This window comes from Deltaproteobacteria bacterium (assembly GCA_023382265.1).
Taxonomy (GTDB): Bacteria; JAMCPX01; JAMCPX01; order JAMCPX01; family JAMCPX01; genus JAMCPX01.
Genome location: JAMCPX010000061.1, coordinates 41,862 through 57,511 on the forward strand (window position 1 = coordinate 41,862; position 15,650 = coordinate 57,511).

The 15,650-nt window shown below is 38.3% G+C and carries 12 protein-coding genes, 1 tRNA gene and 1 pseudogene; 12 read left to right on the forward strand and 2 right to left on the reverse strand.

Features of this window, described 5'->3' with window-relative positions:
- Positions 1 to 3: 3 nt before the first annotated feature.
- Positions 4 to 816, forward strand: a complete 813-nt coding sequence (locus M1381_11185) for a tetratricopeptide repeat protein (GenBank protein ID MCL4479639.1) — start codon at positions 4 to 6, stop codon at positions 814 to 816.
- A 67-nt stretch (positions 817 to 883) separates the two neighbouring features.
- Here the strand turns inward: M1381_11185 and M1381_11190 are convergent, their stop codons facing one another.
- Positions 884 to 2,668 carry a long-chain fatty acid--CoA ligase gene (locus M1381_11190; GenBank protein ID MCL4479640.1) on the reverse strand — a complete coding sequence of 595 codons (1,785 nt, stop codon included), beginning with the start codon at positions 2,666 to 2,668 and terminating at the stop codon, positions 884 to 886.
- Positions 2,669 to 2,901: 233 nt separating this feature from the next.
- Here M1381_11190 and M1381_11195 point away from each other — a divergent pair, with 233 nt between their 5' ends.
- The 5 genes and pseudogenes from M1381_11195 to M1381_11215 all read left to right on the forward strand — a co-directional run bounded on the left by M1381_11195 (position 2,902) and on the right by M1381_11215 (position 9,697).
- Entirely contained in the window at positions 2,902 to 3,999 is a 1,098-nt protein-coding gene (locus M1381_11195; GenBank protein ID MCL4479641.1) for an MBL fold metallo-hydrolase, read from the forward strand.
- 839 nt (positions 4,000 to 4,838) lie between these two features.
- Complete coding sequence (locus tag M1381_11200; GenBank protein MCL4479642.1) at positions 4,839 to 6,416, forward strand: DHA2 family efflux MFS transporter permease subunit; 1,578 nt, start codon at positions 4,839 to 4,841, stop codon at positions 6,414 to 6,416.
- Positions 6,417 to 6,582: 166 nt separating this feature from the next.
- The gene (gene uppP, locus M1381_11205) at positions 6,583 to 7,407 is read left to right on the forward strand and encodes an undecaprenyl-diphosphatase UppP (protein ID MCL4479643.1); all 825 of its coding nucleotides are present in this window, start codon (positions 6,583 to 6,585) and stop codon (positions 7,405 to 7,407) included.
- A gap of 16 nt (positions 7,408 to 7,423) precedes the next feature.
- A pseudogene (locus tag M1381_11210) lies at positions 7,424 to 7,747 on the forward strand (single-stranded DNA-binding protein).
- Positions 7,748 to 7,978: 231 nt separating this feature from the next.
- A complete protein-coding gene (locus M1381_11215) occupies positions 7,979 to 9,697 on the forward strand; it encodes a dihydroxy-acid dehydratase (protein ID MCL4479644.1) in 1,719 nt (572 codons plus the stop codon).
- A gap of 83 nt (positions 9,698 to 9,780) precedes the next feature.
- Here M1381_11215 and M1381_11220 read toward each other — a convergent pair whose 3' ends face one another.
- Positions 9,781 to 10,959, reverse strand: a complete 1,179-nt coding sequence (locus M1381_11220) for a class I SAM-dependent rRNA methyltransferase (protein MCL4479645.1) — start codon at positions 10,957 to 10,959, stop codon at positions 9,781 to 9,783.
- 89 nt (positions 10,960 to 11,048) lie between these two features.
- Here M1381_11220 and M1381_11225 point away from each other — a divergent pair.
- The 6 genes from M1381_11225 to M1381_11250 all read left to right on the forward strand — a co-directional run bounded on the left by M1381_11225 (position 11,049) and on the right by M1381_11250 (position 15,640).
- Positions 11,049 to 11,137: transfer RNA gene (locus M1381_11225), tRNA-Ser, on the forward strand.
- A gap of 81 nt (positions 11,138 to 11,218) precedes the next feature.
- The gene (locus M1381_11230; protein MCL4479646.1) at positions 11,219 to 11,743 is read left to right on the forward strand and encodes an adenine phosphoribosyltransferase; all 525 of its coding nucleotides are present in this window, start codon (positions 11,219 to 11,221) and stop codon (positions 11,741 to 11,743) included.
- A gap of 23 nt (positions 11,744 to 11,766) precedes the next feature.
- Positions 11,767 to 12,612: a hypothetical protein gene (locus M1381_11235; GenBank protein MCL4479647.1), complete on the forward strand. Its 846-nt coding sequence runs from the start codon at positions 11,767 to 11,769 to the stop codon at positions 12,610 to 12,612.
- A gap of 430 nt (positions 12,613 to 13,042) precedes the next feature.
- A complete protein-coding gene (locus tag M1381_11240; protein MCL4479648.1) occupies positions 13,043 to 14,290 on the forward strand; it encodes a threonine synthase in 1,248 nt (415 codons plus the stop codon).
- Positions 14,291 to 14,294: 4 nt separating this feature from the next.
- Positions 14,295 to 15,236 carry a cysteine synthase family protein gene (locus M1381_11245; protein ID MCL4479649.1) on the forward strand — a complete coding sequence of 314 codons (942 nt, stop codon included), beginning with the start codon at positions 14,295 to 14,297 and terminating at the stop codon, positions 15,234 to 15,236.
- Positions 15,233 to 15,640: a M67 family metallopeptidase gene (locus M1381_11250; GenBank protein MCL4479650.1), complete on the forward strand. Its 408-nt coding sequence runs from the start codon at positions 15,233 to 15,235 to the stop codon at positions 15,638 to 15,640. Before M1381_11245 ends, M1381_11250 begins: the two co-directional genes overlap by 4 nt.
- Positions 15,641 to 15,650 lie beyond the last annotated feature (10 nt).

A 15,650-nucleotide genomic window follows, 5' to 3' on the forward strand; every position in this document is an offset into this window, starting at 1 on the left:
TGTATGAGATTTTATAAATTTATATTGTATATTATAATCTCATTAGCAGCGTTTGTACTTTTATACTACGGCGTTTTATATGATAACAGTAAGCCTTACAGGCTTTACAATGAAGCAATCAATGCATCTGCGGATAACAATATAGATGCCGCAGAACATGATTTTAAAATCATAATAAAAAGATATCCTAACAATCCTTACAGGAAAAATGCCTTATACCAGCTTGCATTGCTTGATTATCTTTACCTTAAAGATTATCCTGCTGCCCTGGAACATTTTTATGACCTTGTCTATACTTATCCGCACTACGATCGCACATTTAATGCCTACATGTATATAGCAGATATTTATAAGGAACATCAAAATTCTCCTGACAAGGCTATAGAGATTTATGAAAAGCTGTTGCAGATAACCGATTCGCACGAAAACGAAAAGTTAATATTTCCCAAACTCGCAGAAACTTATGAAAGAATAGGCGATATATCAAAGGCTATTGGTTGTTATGAAAGATTAATAAAAATTTTCAATAAACCCCCTGCTCATTATGTTTATGAACTTGCATATTTAAAATACCTTAAAGGGCTTTATACTGAAGCAATTACAAATTTTCAGATGGTATGCTCATTATATCCCGATAGTAAATACGCATTTCATGCCACGCTTGGAATAGCAGACTGCTACGAGGAAACAGGCAGATCCGTGGATGCGCTTTCCTTACTTGAGCATTTAAAAACTAATTCACCTATAGAAACGACGGTGCTTAATATAAAGATCGACAGTATAAAAAAACGGCTCAGCAACAAAGCAATTAAATAAAGCAACAATTCTTGTTAGTATAGATCAGCAATGCTGTTCTCTATTCTGTAATAGATCAAATAAAGGCTCAATCCTTCTCATAAAGTTCGTCAAGCTGTTTTTTATATTTTTCTATGACTTTATTCTTTTTAACCTTAATGGTAGGAGTCAACTCGCCCGATTCTATTGTAAAATCATGATCAGCTATAACGAACTTTTTTATTGTTTCAAAAGATGCAAGATGTTCATTGAGTTTTACTATTCTCTGTTTCATCATTTCAAAAACCTGTTTTTTCTGTGTAAGGTCTTTATAACCCTTAAATTCTATGTTGTTCTGCTTTGCCCAGTCTGTTAAAACCTGCTCATTCAAAACAAGCACCGCTGCAAGGTATTTCTTATTATCCCCGTAAGCTACACACTGAGAAACAAATGGGTCTGTCGTGAACAGATTTTCTATGTTTTGTGGTGTTATATTTTTACCGCCTGCTGTTATGATCAGCTCCTTTTTTCTGCCCGTAATCTTTAAAAATCCATCCTCGTCTATTTCACCGAGATCCCCCGAGTGCAGCCATCCGCCTTCATCTATCATGGCGGGCGTGCCTTCCGGTTTTTTATAATAACCTTTAAATACAGCGGGTCCCTTCATTAGCACCTCACCGTCGTCGGCTATCCTTATTTGCATGCTTGGTAACGGCTTACCAACACAGCCTATTTTAAAATTACCCTCATAACTCATGGATGCGGGTGCAAATGTTTCTGTCATACCATAGCCTTCATATATGGGTATGCCGAGTGCGTTAAAAAATTCAATGATGGTTGCTGACAGAGGCGCAGCGGCAGTAATGGCAATCCTTAGCCTTCCACCCAGAACGTTCCTCAGTTTTTTAAATACAAGTAAATTTGCCATGCCATATTTGAATTTCAGACTTATAGGGACGTACTTCTTTTTGAGTCTGTATGGCAGCGATTTCTTCCCAACACCTAGAGCCCAATTGAATAAATACTTCTTTAGTTTTGAACCGCTTTCTATCTGATTTACTATGCGTGCGTATATCTTCTCATAAACCCTCGGTACTCCGGGCAGGATCGTAGGTCTTACCTCTGTAATGTTTTTTGCAACAGTATCAATATTTTCCGCATACGCATAGATCATATGAATGTATACAGCTCCAAATTGATTAATTCTCTCATAGGCATGGGCGAGCGGCAGATAGCCAAGTGTTATGTCCCCAGGTTCATTTACACTAAGTGATAAAATGTCCCTTAGATTTGTAATAATATTTTTATGTAGAATTTCTGCCCCTTTTGGCGGGCCTGTTGTACCTGATGTATATATGATCGTTGCAACATCTTCCATTGTTATATTATCGATACGCCTTCTGATCTCTTCTGGTTTAAAATTCTGTTCCCCTAGCCGCTCCAGTTGTCCAAGTGTCATAGCCATTTCATGCTTTATAGAAGTATCTTCAAATACTATAACTTTGACGAGCTTTGGTAAATCTTTCAGAATTTTCAATACTATTTTTAAATTAGCCTCATTGTCTACAAAAATGATCCTTGAATCTGAATTATCAATTATGTACCTGACATCGTGTTCAAGTAATGATGGATATATAGTTGTTGTGATGGCCCCTAATGATAATATGGAAAGATCCGCAAGTGTCCATTCTACCCTTGTCGAACTCATTATTGCAACCTTATCGCCTTTATTAATGCCGAGCTTTATAAGCCCTGAAGCTAATCTATCGACCTTATCACGAAACCAGATTACGGATTTAGTTACATATCTGCCTTGCACCTTGAACATCAAAGCAGGCTCATCAGGATGTGAGTTTGCCCTATTATATAGGCTGTGAACAACATTCTCTTCCATATATCCCCCTGTTTTTCAGATAATAGATTTTATATTTATATCACATTTAAAAAAGCAAGCTATTCTAATAAACACCCCTCGGCAAGACCACATATAGTCATTAACGCAGAAATAGCGTATTGCATAATAAGCTGCTACGCTTTTTTATAAATACTTGACACATATTATCAATTTTATATATTACGAGACTTTGAATTATGGTTTTTTAAGCCTTATTCCTTAAAAGGAGACATATGATAAATGATACCTTAAATGAAGCGGTAGAGATTTCAGCGGATACATACTGGGTAGGTCAGCGAGATAATAATATATTGGAGAGAAACAGCTATTTAAGGGTTTTTAAAGCGGGAGGCAAAAAGATAAATATTGTTATAGACCCTGGACCGCCTGTTGATTTTGAGTCCCTTTCAATAAAGCTATCAAAAATTATAGGAGACCCTAAAAATGTTCAGATTGTTTTCATAAACCACCAGGATCCCGATGTCAGCTATAATGCAACTTATCTCCAAAAACTTAATAATAACCTTATCATAATAGCCACACAGGATACGTGGAGGCTTATAAGGTTTTACGGACTTAATGACAATAACTTTAAATCGGTAGAAAGCTTCTTAAATTATCGTGTGATGCTTTCTACAGGACACAGGCTAATCTTCGTTCCCACACCTTTCTTACATTTTCGCGGTGCATGTATGATATATGATCCTGAAACACAGATCCTTTTCTCCGGTGATTTCTTTGGCGGCTTATCTGCTAAAAACTCAGGGCTTTATGTTACGGAAAAGGACTGGGACGGAATCAAATCATTTCATCAAATATATATGCCTTCAAAAGACGCTATCAAGCTTGCCATAGATTCAATCAGAAAGCTTGCTCCGGCACCTTTAGTTATTGCACCGCAGCACGGAGGTATGATTCAGGGTGAAATTTTAGAGGAATTTATAAAAAGAATGTACACACTTGAGGTGGGAATCGATCTTATAAAGGATACAAGGCTTAACAGCGAATTAAAGGATCTTCTTAATGAGATTATAAATGAATTGAAACAACATGTTCCAGAAGAAGAGATTCTCTCAGCTTTAAAATCTTTTATACTTGATAAAACATTCCCTGATTTAGCCATAATAAGAGATGGAAAGGTTATAGAGATAAAAACGGATGCAGTAGGTGTATTTGGACACATTATAAAGAGCTTGCTCAGTATAAGTGATAAAAATACAAAGATATTAATAAGAGCTAAGGTTGTAAAAGCATTGCTGGATAGAAACCTGCCTTTACTGGATCTTGATCAAGGTGCAGGGGTAGAGGTTCCGGAATTTTTTGAGGGTTAATATGTTTTTCCCAAACACTGCAATAGATAGTTGTTTTAAACTATCATACACAACATATTGTATTATGCATTTTTTTATGTAAGATAGATGATTCGCGATATAGCTATATAATTTAATTAAATTATAGATAGTTAACCTATTACTCAACAAATTATATGATTTATATTTCATAACATATTGTTATATAACAGTTTATTTATGATATAAAATTTTGTTGACAGTTAAATATCAATCTTACATTATGTTTGTTGAAAGATGAATTCCCTTATTTAAAAAAAGAGGCTGAACCCTTTCCAGGGTTCAGCCCAAAGCGGTTCATCAAGATATTGCAGTTTTATTTTTTCTTTTTTGCTGCTTTTTTTGCTTTTTTCTTTGCGGCCATTATATCTCACCCCCCAGGTTTTTTATTTTATTAATGGCAATTAAAATGATTTGTATAAAAAGAAAATTATCGAAAGAAAAAGTTTTGGTACTACTTTTGTTATCAAATATAAAACCAATGTAATTAATCATTTCACTAAAAATAACTCACTCCTCTTACATTGAAAAAAATCTTCATGTAACTATTTTTATATTATACATAATGATTTGTCAAGATGATGATGTAAATACAGTAAGTGATCTATGGAGTTTACTTGTTTTTTTTACGATAAATTACTGACCAGAAAAGGATCGTCTTCGGAAATGGCTTGCATGAATGGCTTTTAGTGAACATGGTATACAGAAACAATGAGTGATGCTTTAAAAAAGATTGCTCAATATCAATAAACATAGTTATGTCTTAATTGCATGGGTGAATAGTTCTTTTACAGGGAACGTCTAAAAGTTAAGTCACAAACATGGCTCAATATAATAATGATAAATCTTATAAGTGGTGGGTACTTGTCATAGTAATGATCGGCGGTTTTATGAGCGTACTGGACAGCTCCGGCATGAACATTGCACTGCCTCATTTTATGGTGGCATTCGGTATAAACATGGAGCAGGTAGAATGGATAGTAACGGCATACATGCTTGCCTTTGCCATATTTATATTACTCGCAACGTGGATTAAGACTGTGATCGGACTCAAACAGACGTTTTTATTCGGTTTAATCTTTTTTGTAGCAGGTTCATTTCTTTGCAGTTTTTCATGGAGTCTTGATTCTCTTATTATATTCAGGATGATTCAGGCAATAGGAGCGGGTGCTATTACTCCGATAGGTGTAACGATGTTATCCGAGGTGTTTCCGAAAGAAGAGAGGGGATTTGCACTTGGTATGTGGGGGGCCGGTATTACAGTAGCACCGGCAATAGGGCCTATGTTATTTGGATACATAATTGATCATATCGGCTGGCGAGCATTATTTTATATAAATGTTCCGATAGGCGTACTTGTTTTATTCTGGGGTATAACAGTATTGAAACCGTCAAAAAGCGACTTGGCATATTATAAGAATTTTGATTTTATGGGGTTTATAACATTTTCTTTGTTTATAGGTACTCTTATGGTTGCCCTGCAAAAAGGGCAGGAAAAAGGGTGGACGTCCAGTTACATAACATCGTTATTGGCAGTTTCTTATTTCTCGTTTCTTTCATTCATTATAACAGAATTTGTGGTAAAAAAACCTATAATGGATCTTTCCATATTCAGGAATTACAATTTTACAATGTCAAACATAATGGGCATAACGAGATCAGTAGCGTTGGTAGGGAGTGTTTTCCTTATGAGTATGTTTTTTCAGAATATTATGAATTATTCTGCAACTACGACCGGAATTATGTTGATCCCTCAGGCACTTGCTTTAAGTCTGAGCATGCCTATCGCAGGAAAAATTTCCGATAAAGTCGGTTCCAAACCACCCTTGATAATGGGAACTATATTAACCGCATTGTCATTGTATTATTTTTCCTACTTATCGGTTTTTTCAACTTACGAATATATTTTTGCAGACCTTCTGCTGCGTGGATTCGGTATAGGTTTTATGATGGCACCGCTGACAAACTCCACCATAAACTCTTTAGAACCCGAGCAGGTTAACTTAGGCTCCGGCATACTTAATCTTATAATGAGGATCGGTAGCTCTCTGAGTATTGCAATGATGGGCATTATTATAGAGAACAGAACGGACTTTCATATGTCAATTTATACTGGTAACATAGCGTATGATTCGCCGTTATGGTATGCATCACTCAACAGAATCAAAATTTATGCCGTTGACAAAGGCAGCAGCTTTTATAATTCAGCGATTGCAGGCAAGATCATATTCGTAGGGGACTATTTAAAAAGATGGGCAAACATAAACGCCTATGACGATGCATTTTTTATAGCCGCATTGTTTGTTGTTTTTAGTATTGTTCCGGCTCTTATGTTAAAAAATGTGATTTACAGAAAGAACAAACAGGTTAAAGACAGTACCGTGATCGAATCCGAATAAGGGGATTTTTATTCAGCATTTAAATGAGTGAACTAAAATAATCAAAAGATAAAACAGGTGCAGGTAAGTGATTGAATTCCATTGACATAATTATAATGCAAATCTATGACATCTTTAATATTTATGGAGATCGCATGAAAAGAATATTCTATGCATTGTTTGGACTATGACACAATCATTACAGGCATTCATTCTCGGCGTTGTACAGGGACTTACTGCATTCCTTCCGGTAAGCAGCTGGTCACATCTCATAGTGTTTCCATGGCTGCTAAAATGGAACAATACATTCCTCAGCAGCCTTACATTTCAGGTGGCACTTCAGCTAGGCTCTGTGCTTGCATTGATCAGTTTTTACTGGAAAGAATGGCTTACACTCATAAAAGAATTTATTATAGGCATTAAAGAAAGACACCCGTACAGCAATTTCCATAGAAAGCTTGTCCTGTACGTTATCGCAGCCACAATACCGGGTTCGATTCTTGGTTATCTTTTTGAAAAGCAGGTCAAAGAGGTATTGAGAAACCCTCTGAATGTCGGCATTGCAATGATCGTATTCGGTATTGTTCTGTATTTCGCGGATCGTGTAGCCCGTTCCAATACAAGACCTTATGAACGGATAACACTTAAAGATAGTATTGTAATAGGAACTGCACAGGCACTTGCACTTGCCCCCGGCGTTTCGCGATCCGGTATTACAATGACAGCAGCCCTTTTCCTTGGGCTTGATCGTGAGACATCAGCGCACTTTTCCTTTTTGCTTGCAATGCCTATACTCCTTGGTGCCTCATTGTTAAAACTTCACAAACTGGTGCATAATTTTCCTGCATCGGAGGTCAGGCCTTTTATATGGGGTATTGCAGGTTCAGCTGTTGTCAGCTATATTGTTATCGGCGTGCTGTTAAAGTATCTGAAAAAACACAGTTTTGTCCCGTTTGTGTGGTACCGCATTATATTTGGTGCATTTCTAATAATGATGTATTTTACAAGATAATGTATAAGGAGGTATTATGGGTTATGTAAACAAGGTGATACTTATTGGTAATCTTGGTAAGGAGCCTGAAATAAGGCAGCTGCCGAGCGGTCAGAATGTTGCATCATTTTCGCTTGCAACGACAGAGAGCTATACAAGCAAAACCGGAGAAAAGGTTAAGCAAACAGAATGGCACAGAATTACAGCATTCGGGAAGCTTGCAGATATAGCAGGTAAATACCTGCATAAGGGCAAACAGGTATACATAGAGGGGAAGCTCAGGACAAGGCAGTGGGAAGACCAGAACAACCAGAAGCGGAGCACAACAGAGATCGTTGCGCTTACAATACAGTTACTCGGATCAATGGCTCAAGATACTCAAGCAACAGAGGTTTATCAAGAACCGCAAACAATGGAACCGCATGACAATGACGTAAACAATGAGCCGGGTGAAGATGATGTGCCGTTTTAAAAAAATGTGTATTTAACAGCGAATCGAAAATATATAAATGCATAGTCAGGCACTCAAATTTTCCTAAAAATACTATTCTTATCAACTTTAAAGCTCTTTTTTTTTAAGAGGAATTGAATTATGGAAAAGCTTTCGAAGGAACAGATTTTAAAATCACTTGAGTTATTCTCTAAAGTAAAAAGCCATAGGTTTTTTTATAAGGCGAGTGGATTTACGGATGAGGAACTCGACAGGCCGCTCATTGTTATTGCCAATTCAATGCAGGATGCAGGCATCGGGCACATTCATTTAAAACAGCTCGCTGATGCGGTTAAAGCAGGCATATATCTTGCAGGCGGAACACCAGTCGAGTTCAACACGATAGGACCGTGCGGCGGATATTGCAAAGATAGTTCTCTCGATCCAGCCCTGCTTTTATACGATTTGCCGCAGCGTGATGCTATTGCAGATTCTGTTGAAATACAGGTTAAAAATCTTGGTGCAGATGGTATCGTAATGATCGGCACATGTGATAAATCTGTCCCGGGTTTATGGCTTGCCGGTGCAAGGCTTGATTTGCCGACGATCTTCTATACCGGTGGCCCTGCACTGCCGGGGATGTTCGAAGGTAAATCTACAACATTCCCAACCGACGTTATTCTTGAAGGTGTAAATAGAACACTATCGGGTAAAATGAGTGAACAGGAATTTGAAAACAAGATGTACGATATGGAAGATAAATGGGTAACCTCATGTGGTGCATGCCCTGAGCTCACGACCGCAAATACCGTCCAGATGGCAACAGAGGTAATGGGGCTTACGTTGCCGGGTATATCAACAACGCCGGGAGGTGATCTTATGCAAAGGGTAAGACTTGCAAAGAAGACAGGATATGCAATTGTAGAGCTTGTAAAAAAAGGAAAAAGGTTTAGAGATTTTGTCTCCGAGTCTGCAATAAAGGATGCTATCAGACTTGTAATGGCAATGTCGGGAAGCACTAATGGTATTCTTCACCTGCTTGCACTCGCGTATACACTCGGGCTCGGGATCAATCTTGATACTGTAACAGAGATAGGAGATCAAACGCCTTATTTTGTTCCTTTAAGACCAAGTGGACCATTTACGGTTGTAGATCTTCATTATTCAGGCGGACCAATGGCTGTTTTGAAAAGGATTGAAGATAAGATTGATACTAACAGGCTGACTGTTACAGGCGAGAGCATCGGTGAAAGGTTGAAAAAGACATATATAAAAAATGAAAAAGTTATTCTGCCTGTTGAAAAGGCATTGTCTCCATTTGGGGGCATTGTTGTTCTTAAAGGTAATCTTGCACCCGGCGGCTCTCTTGCCAGATATACAATTGTTCATAAAGAAAACAGGCATTTTGTAGGCAAGGCAAAATGTTTTAATGATGAGCAAGAGGCTATTTTCACAATTCTATCGGGCGAGATTGAATCGGGTGATGTAATAGTTTTGCGGTACCAGGGACCAAGAGGAGGACCTGGTTTTGCTGAGAACTTTAGAACAGTGTTAATACTTGGAAGCCTTGGTTTGCACGATGTTGCTGTCATTACTGACTCAAGATTTTCAGGTGCAACAACCGGTGCACTGTATGTCGGTTACGTGTCCCCGGAAGCTCAGGTTGGAGGTCCTATTGCTGCCCTGAAAAACGGTGATTTAATTTCGATTGATATTGCACAAAGAAAACTGTCGGTAAACCTGACCGATGATGAGATTAAGCAAAGGCTTTCAGAATGGAGCCCGCCCCCATCAAAGATAAAAGAAGGCGTACTCGTACAATGGTATATTTCTGCAGGGCAGTTCGAAACAGGCGCAATGCTGCCAAGAAAACTATATTGACCCGAAAAACACAATAAGGAAGCTTACCCTTTCAATGCCGTTTCACTTTTTGTGTCCATGTTTGTATGCAGCAAATGCCCATACTACATACCGCCTATCACCTTAAGAATAAAGCCTTTAAGATACTCGCCTTCACGATGGTATATGTTTACAGGATGATCAACAGGCTGGCCTATCCTTCTCAGGATCTGGATTTCTTTGCGCGCCTCTATAGCTGAATTAAAAAGGATCTGCTGGAATAGTTCTGTGCTTATTGCCTGAGAGCAGGAAAAGGAGAACAGTATGCCGCCAGGAGAGAGCTTTTTGATTGCCTGTATGTTCAGCTCTTTATAGCCTGTCAATGCTTCTTTAACTGAAGATTTTGACCTTGCAAACGGAGGGGGATCAAGCACGATTATGTCGTATTGTGAATCGGTCTCCCTTAGAAATCTGAACACATCCTTTTGAATGAATCGTGCAGTGTTAATATTATTCAGGCTTATATTCTTTTCTGCGATGCTAAATACGTGGACTGATTCATCTACAGAAACTATACTTTTTGCACCGCCTGCGCCGGCATAAACAGAAAAACCGCCTGTATATGAAAAACAATCACACACACGTTTGTTCCTGGATATCTCACCCAAAAGATACCTGCTATCACGTTGATCAAGGAAGAAACCTGTTTTCTGTCCCGATTGCGGGTTTATTGAAAAAGTATGTCCATATTCTTGAATCATGATTTCCGATTTTACATCACCATAAAGATTTTGTCTTATAGATTTTAAACCTTCTTTAGCCATTGCAGAAGTATCCGATTTCTCATATATAAAATCGGGCTTAAACAATTCTCTCAGGATAGATACAACGTCTTGCTTAAACGACTCCATGCCTGCTGTAAGAAACTGGCAAACAATACCTTTATTATACACATCAACAATCAGGCCTGGCAAGAAATCACCTTCAGAATGGATCAATCTGTATGCATTCGTAAATGGTATTACGAATTGTTTCCTGAGATTGAATGCTGTTTCTATCTTTTCTTTTAAAAAGTTCCTGTCTAATTCAATAGCCCTGTGAGCTAAGACCCTGCATGTAATCTGTGATTTTGTGTTTACGTAACCCCTTGCGACGAATTTATTTTTATAACTAAAGATGTCGCACATCTGTCCGGGTTCTTTATAATCTTCAATCTTTTCTACAGAGCCCGAATATACCCATGGACTACCGTGCAGTATTGGGCCTTCTTTCCCTTTTTTTAGAAATACCGATGCAATATTCATGTAAATAGTTATGGTGCATAAATATTTAAAAAGCAACTAACAAAGGATTTTACAATTTTTTTATTGTATGATTTCATTGTATAACTAAAGGAGAGGTGTCCGAGCGGTTTAAGGAGCACGCCTGGAGAGCGTGTGTCCCGAGCAATTGGGACCGTGGGTTCGAATCCCACCCTCTCCGTATTTTTGAAAGATTCAAACGGCAATGTTATCACATACAGCAGGTTGATTTAAAATTTATATATTTTAATGGAGGTGTAGAATGGAAGAATTCGATCTGAAAATGGCTATAAGAGAGATACCCGATTTCCCAAAGAAAGGCATACTGTTTTACGACATTACGACCCTTCTTAAAGATGCAAAGTCTTTCCAGCGTACAATAGATATATTCGGCAACAGATACATTGACCGTAATATAGACGTTATACTTGCCATAGATGCACGCGGCTTCATAATCGGCTCTGCTCTTGCATACAAACTGGGTAAAGGGATTGTACTTGTAAGAAAAACAGGAAAGCTTCCTTATAAAACGGTTAAGGCGAGCTATAAACTCGAGTACGGGGTTGATGAGATAGAGATGCACAAGGATTCTGTAAAGAAAGGCGATAATGTCCTCATTGTTGATGATCTTCTCGCAACAGGCGGTACAGCTTCTGCCGCTATTCAACTCGTTGAAAAGTCCGGCGGAAAAATTATTGAATGTGCCTTTGTTATAGAGCTGCTTGGCTTAAAAGGCAGTGGGAGAATAAAGCCGTATCCTGTGTTTTCCTTGATACAGTACAAATAGGTTAAAGTAAAGGAGCGGTTAATATGAAAAAGGGGGGATATTTAATCGTATTAAGTATGATACTGATAGTATTAACGGTAAAATCTGCCGCTGCAAACGGACTACGCTGGGCAACGGATAAACCAGAGCCGGAAAAACAATGGGCGCCAAGGCCCGGGGTCCTGAAAAATGCATATATAATTTCCCAAATGACAGATAAACCTATTGCGAATTTAAAGAGAGCTATTGATATATGTAATAATTATATAAAAGAGTATTCAAATGATACCGACAGGATAGTTGATGCTTATGTAATTCTGGCTGAATCCTATTTTAATCTTGGAGAGTTTCATAATAATGACAGCAAACGGTTGGGCTATTATGAACAGGGGGAAAAGGAAGCTGACATGCTTATAAAAATCGCGCCTGACAGATGGGACGGCTGGTTCTGGTGGTCGGCTAATGCAGGCAGAATCTCACAGTTGAAAGGTGTATTAAGCTCAATATTTCTTTTTGGGTCTTTTAAGAAACACATTTTTACCGCACAAAAACTTGCACCCAATAGTCCACTCGTTCTTGATGGGTTAGGCGTAATGTACAGGCAGCTTCCATGGATAGCAGGTGGGGATAAGCATAAATCGGAAGCGTATTTAAAGAAAGCATTGGCAATCGATCCTCATATTACCATAGCAAGATTGGATCTATCGATAACCCTTCTTGAAATGGACAAAAAAGCAGAAGCAATAAAAGAGCTGAACAAGATTGTAAACGAAAAGCATCCAGCATGGGCCGCACATTATCTTAAATGGGATAAACCAAAGGCAGAGGCACTTTTAAAAAACATAACCGATTATAAAGCGCTTTTGGATAGATGGCACATGCTCATGTAACGGTATACTGATCAGGATAACGCTTTTGAAAATAATGGCTAAAGGTAAGATATTGAAATGAATCATCATAAAGGTCTATTTGATAAGATAGCCAAGTTTTACGGCTGGTTTTTTGGATATCAATCCTTAAGGTTGTTCAATTCACTTCACAAGTGTCATGGTACATCTGCGTACCAGTAAATTAAATAGCATTATCACACAGGCTATCTGGTGGATATCTGGGCACACCTGTGTACAAGTAAGCAGTCCACCCGCTTCGCTTATATTTGCTCCGGCCCTTGTTGAGATTAAATGATCTCAGAAATCTGTTTTCTTATAAAATTGTTGCAAGAGCAAATGTATTTGCTTTAAATTATTAACTTGACTAAGAAACAAAAAATGTATATTTAATAGTTGAGTATACTACTAAGGATTAAAAGAAGGAGGTTATATGGGCTTTGTAAAGGGCTTAAGATGCCGTGAATGTGGTGAAGTGTATCCTGAATCGCCTGTTCATGTCTGTGAGTTATGCTTTGGACCACTTGAAGTAGTGTATGATTATGATAAAATAAAAAAAATATTAACAAAAGATGTCATAGCACCACGATCAAAAGGGATGTGGAGATATAAAGAGTTACTCCCGATAAAAGGAGAACCGGTTGTTGGATATGATACAGGATTTACTCCTCTTATAAAGGCCAATAATCTTGCAAAGATACTCGGTGTTAAAGAGATATACATAAAAAACGATACCGTGAATCATCCGACATTCTCGTTTAAGGACAGGGTTGTTTCCGTTGCAATATCAAAAGCAAAGGAGTTTGGATTTGATACAGTTGCCTGTGCATCAACAGGAAACCTTGCCAATTCCGTAGCCGCGAATGCAGCTACATGCGGTATGAAAAGTTATGTATTTATCCCGTATAACCTTGAGCAGGCAAAGATCATTAACACGCAGGTATACGGGGCAAATGTGATCAGCATTAAGGGTAATTATGATGAAGTAAACAGACTTTCCTCTGAGATAGCCGGTAAATACGGTTGGGCATTCGTAAATATTAATATTAGACCTTATTATGCAGAGGGTTCAAAAACGCTTGGTTTTGAAGTTGCAGAACAACTCGGCTGGCGTGTTCCTAAAAACATTGTTATCCCGATGGCGAGCGGCTCCCTGCTAACAAAAGTATACAAGGCTTTTAAGGAATTACATGAGCTTGGGCTCGTTCCTGATCTTAAAGTGAAGATATACGGTGCACAGGCAACAGGTTGCTCCCCCATATCAACAGCAGTAAAAGAGCATCAGGAACTTTTCAGACCTGTAATCCCAAAAACGATTGCCAAGTCACTTGCTATAGGTAATCCAGCGGATGGTTTTTATGCAATAGATACGATGAATAAAACGGGTGGTTGGGCAGAGGATGTTACCGATAACGAAGTTATAGATGGTATAAAACTGCTTGCATCTGCAGAGGGAATTTTTGCAGAAACAGCAGGAGGTGTAACGATAGCCGTCACAAGAAAACTTATAGAAAATGGTAAAATTCCAAAGGATGAATCCATTGTTGTTCTGATTACAGGTAACGGCCTTAAAACTCAAGAAGTACTGATTAACAGAGTTGATTCGTTAAATATCATACCTGCGAAATTAGAAGCATTTGATGAATTAATGAAAGGTAAAGAGAAATCAAAAACAAAATAATATTATGAAGCATGTAAAGTTAATAAATAACATAGAGCCGGTTATAAGCGGGACTGTGCTTGAATTTATAGGGAATACACCTTTGTATGAACTCAGGAAACATAACTTTAAAAAAGATAATGTAAATTTATTTGCAAAATTGGAAAAATACAATCCAGGTGGTTCTATTAAAGATAGGGCTGCATTAAGGATGGTACTCGAAGGGATAAAAACAAAAAAACTTACAAGATCAAAAACAATACTCGAGTCTACCTCCGGTAATACCGGAATAGCCCTTGCAATGATAGGGGCTGTCCTCGATTATAAAGTTAAACTATACGTACCGAAAAATGTCAGTGAGGAAAGAAAGAAAACATTGAACGCATTTGGTGCTGAAGTCATATATACGGACCCTGTTGAAGGCTCTGACGGTGCTTACAGGGATTGTCTTATAGAGTACGAGAAACATAGCGAAAGGTATTTTAAGCCTGATCAGTACAATAATCCCGCAAACCCTCTTGCACATTACGATACAACAGCTCTTGAGATCATAGAACAGACAAACGGAAGTGTTACCCACTTCATAGCGGGTATTGGTACAGCAGGTACGCTTATAGGAACAGGTAAAAGGTTAAAGGAATTTAACCCTTCTATTCAGGTCATAGGCGTGGAACCGGATTCTCCATTTCACGGACTTGAAGGACTAAAACATCTTGAGAGCTCTATAGTACCGGGAATCTTTGATAAGAGTGTATGCGATAGAATCATTTATGTAAAAACAGAGGATGCTTATAACCTTGTGCGCAGGCTTGCAAAGGAAGAAGGGCTGCTCGTAGGTGAGTCTTCCGGAGCAGCGCTCTGGGCAGCGCAGCAGGTTTCAAAAGAGTTGGAAGAGGCTGTGATAGTTACAATCTTTCCCGATGGAGGAGCTAATTATTTCAGTACGAGATTATGGGATGAGATATGAAGTTCGTGAAAGAAGCTTTGAATGAAATAACAGCACATATCGAACAGACGTATCCCTATGAGGGGTGCGGGGTCATGCTCGGTGTGGATGATAAAGTTATGACGATTTACAAGGGAACGAATATAAGGCAGGACAGAAAAGAAGATCGGTTTCTCCTAGATCCATCTGATATTAACGAGGCAGAGAAATTAGCAAGACAGAAAAGCATGGATGTTCTGGGATTCTATCATTCACACCCCGATCACCCGGCAATGCCTTCTTCGACAGATTTAGAGGATGCATGGGAAGGTTACTATTATCTTATAGCATCTGTAAATCATGGAGAGATCGGGGATGTAGGTTTATTTAAACTTTCGGATGCGAAAAACGATTTTATAAAAGAATTAATAAAAATAGAAGAATAGTAAGGAGGTT

Excerpts from the sequence above, each read along its gene's own strand:
- M1381_11185 (MCL4479639.1), top strand. The coding sequence starts at position 4 with ATGAGATTTTATAAATTTATATTGTATATTATAATCTCATTAGCAGCG.
- M1381_11190 (MCL4479640.1), bottom strand. The coding sequence starts at position 2,668 with ATGGAAGAGAATGTTGTTCACAGCCTATATAATAGGGCAAACTCACAT.
- M1381_11195 (MCL4479641.1), top strand. The coding sequence starts at position 2,902 with ATGATAAATGATACCTTAAATGAAGCGGTAGAGATTTCAGCGGATACA.
- M1381_11200 (MCL4479642.1), top strand. The coding sequence starts at position 4,839 with ATGGCTCAATATAATAATGATAAATCTTATAAGTGGTGGGTACTTGTC.
- uppP (MCL4479643.1), top strand. The coding sequence starts at position 6,583 with ATGACACAATCATTACAGGCATTCATTCTCGGCGTTGTACAGGGACTT.
- M1381_11215 (MCL4479644.1), top strand. The coding sequence starts at position 7,979 with ATGGAAAAGCTTTCGAAGGAACAGATTTTAAAATCACTTGAGTTATTC.
- M1381_11220 (MCL4479645.1), bottom strand. The coding sequence starts at position 10,959 with ATGAATATTGCATCGGTATTTCTAAAAAAAGGGAAAGAAGGCCCAATA.
- M1381_11230 (MCL4479646.1), top strand. The coding sequence starts at position 11,219 with ATGGAAGAATTCGATCTGAAAATGGCTATAAGAGAGATACCCGATTTC.
- M1381_11235 (MCL4479647.1), top strand. The coding sequence starts at position 11,767 with ATGAAAAAGGGGGGATATTTAATCGTATTAAGTATGATACTGATAGTA.
- M1381_11240 (MCL4479648.1), top strand. The coding sequence starts at position 13,043 with ATGGGCTTTGTAAAGGGCTTAAGATGCCGTGAATGTGGTGAAGTGTAT.
- M1381_11245 (MCL4479649.1), top strand. The coding sequence starts at position 14,295 with ATGAAGCATGTAAAGTTAATAAATAACATAGAGCCGGTTATAAGCGGG.
- M1381_11250 (MCL4479650.1), top strand. The coding sequence starts at position 15,233 with ATGAAGTTCGTGAAAGAAGCTTTGAATGAAATAACAGCACATATCGAA.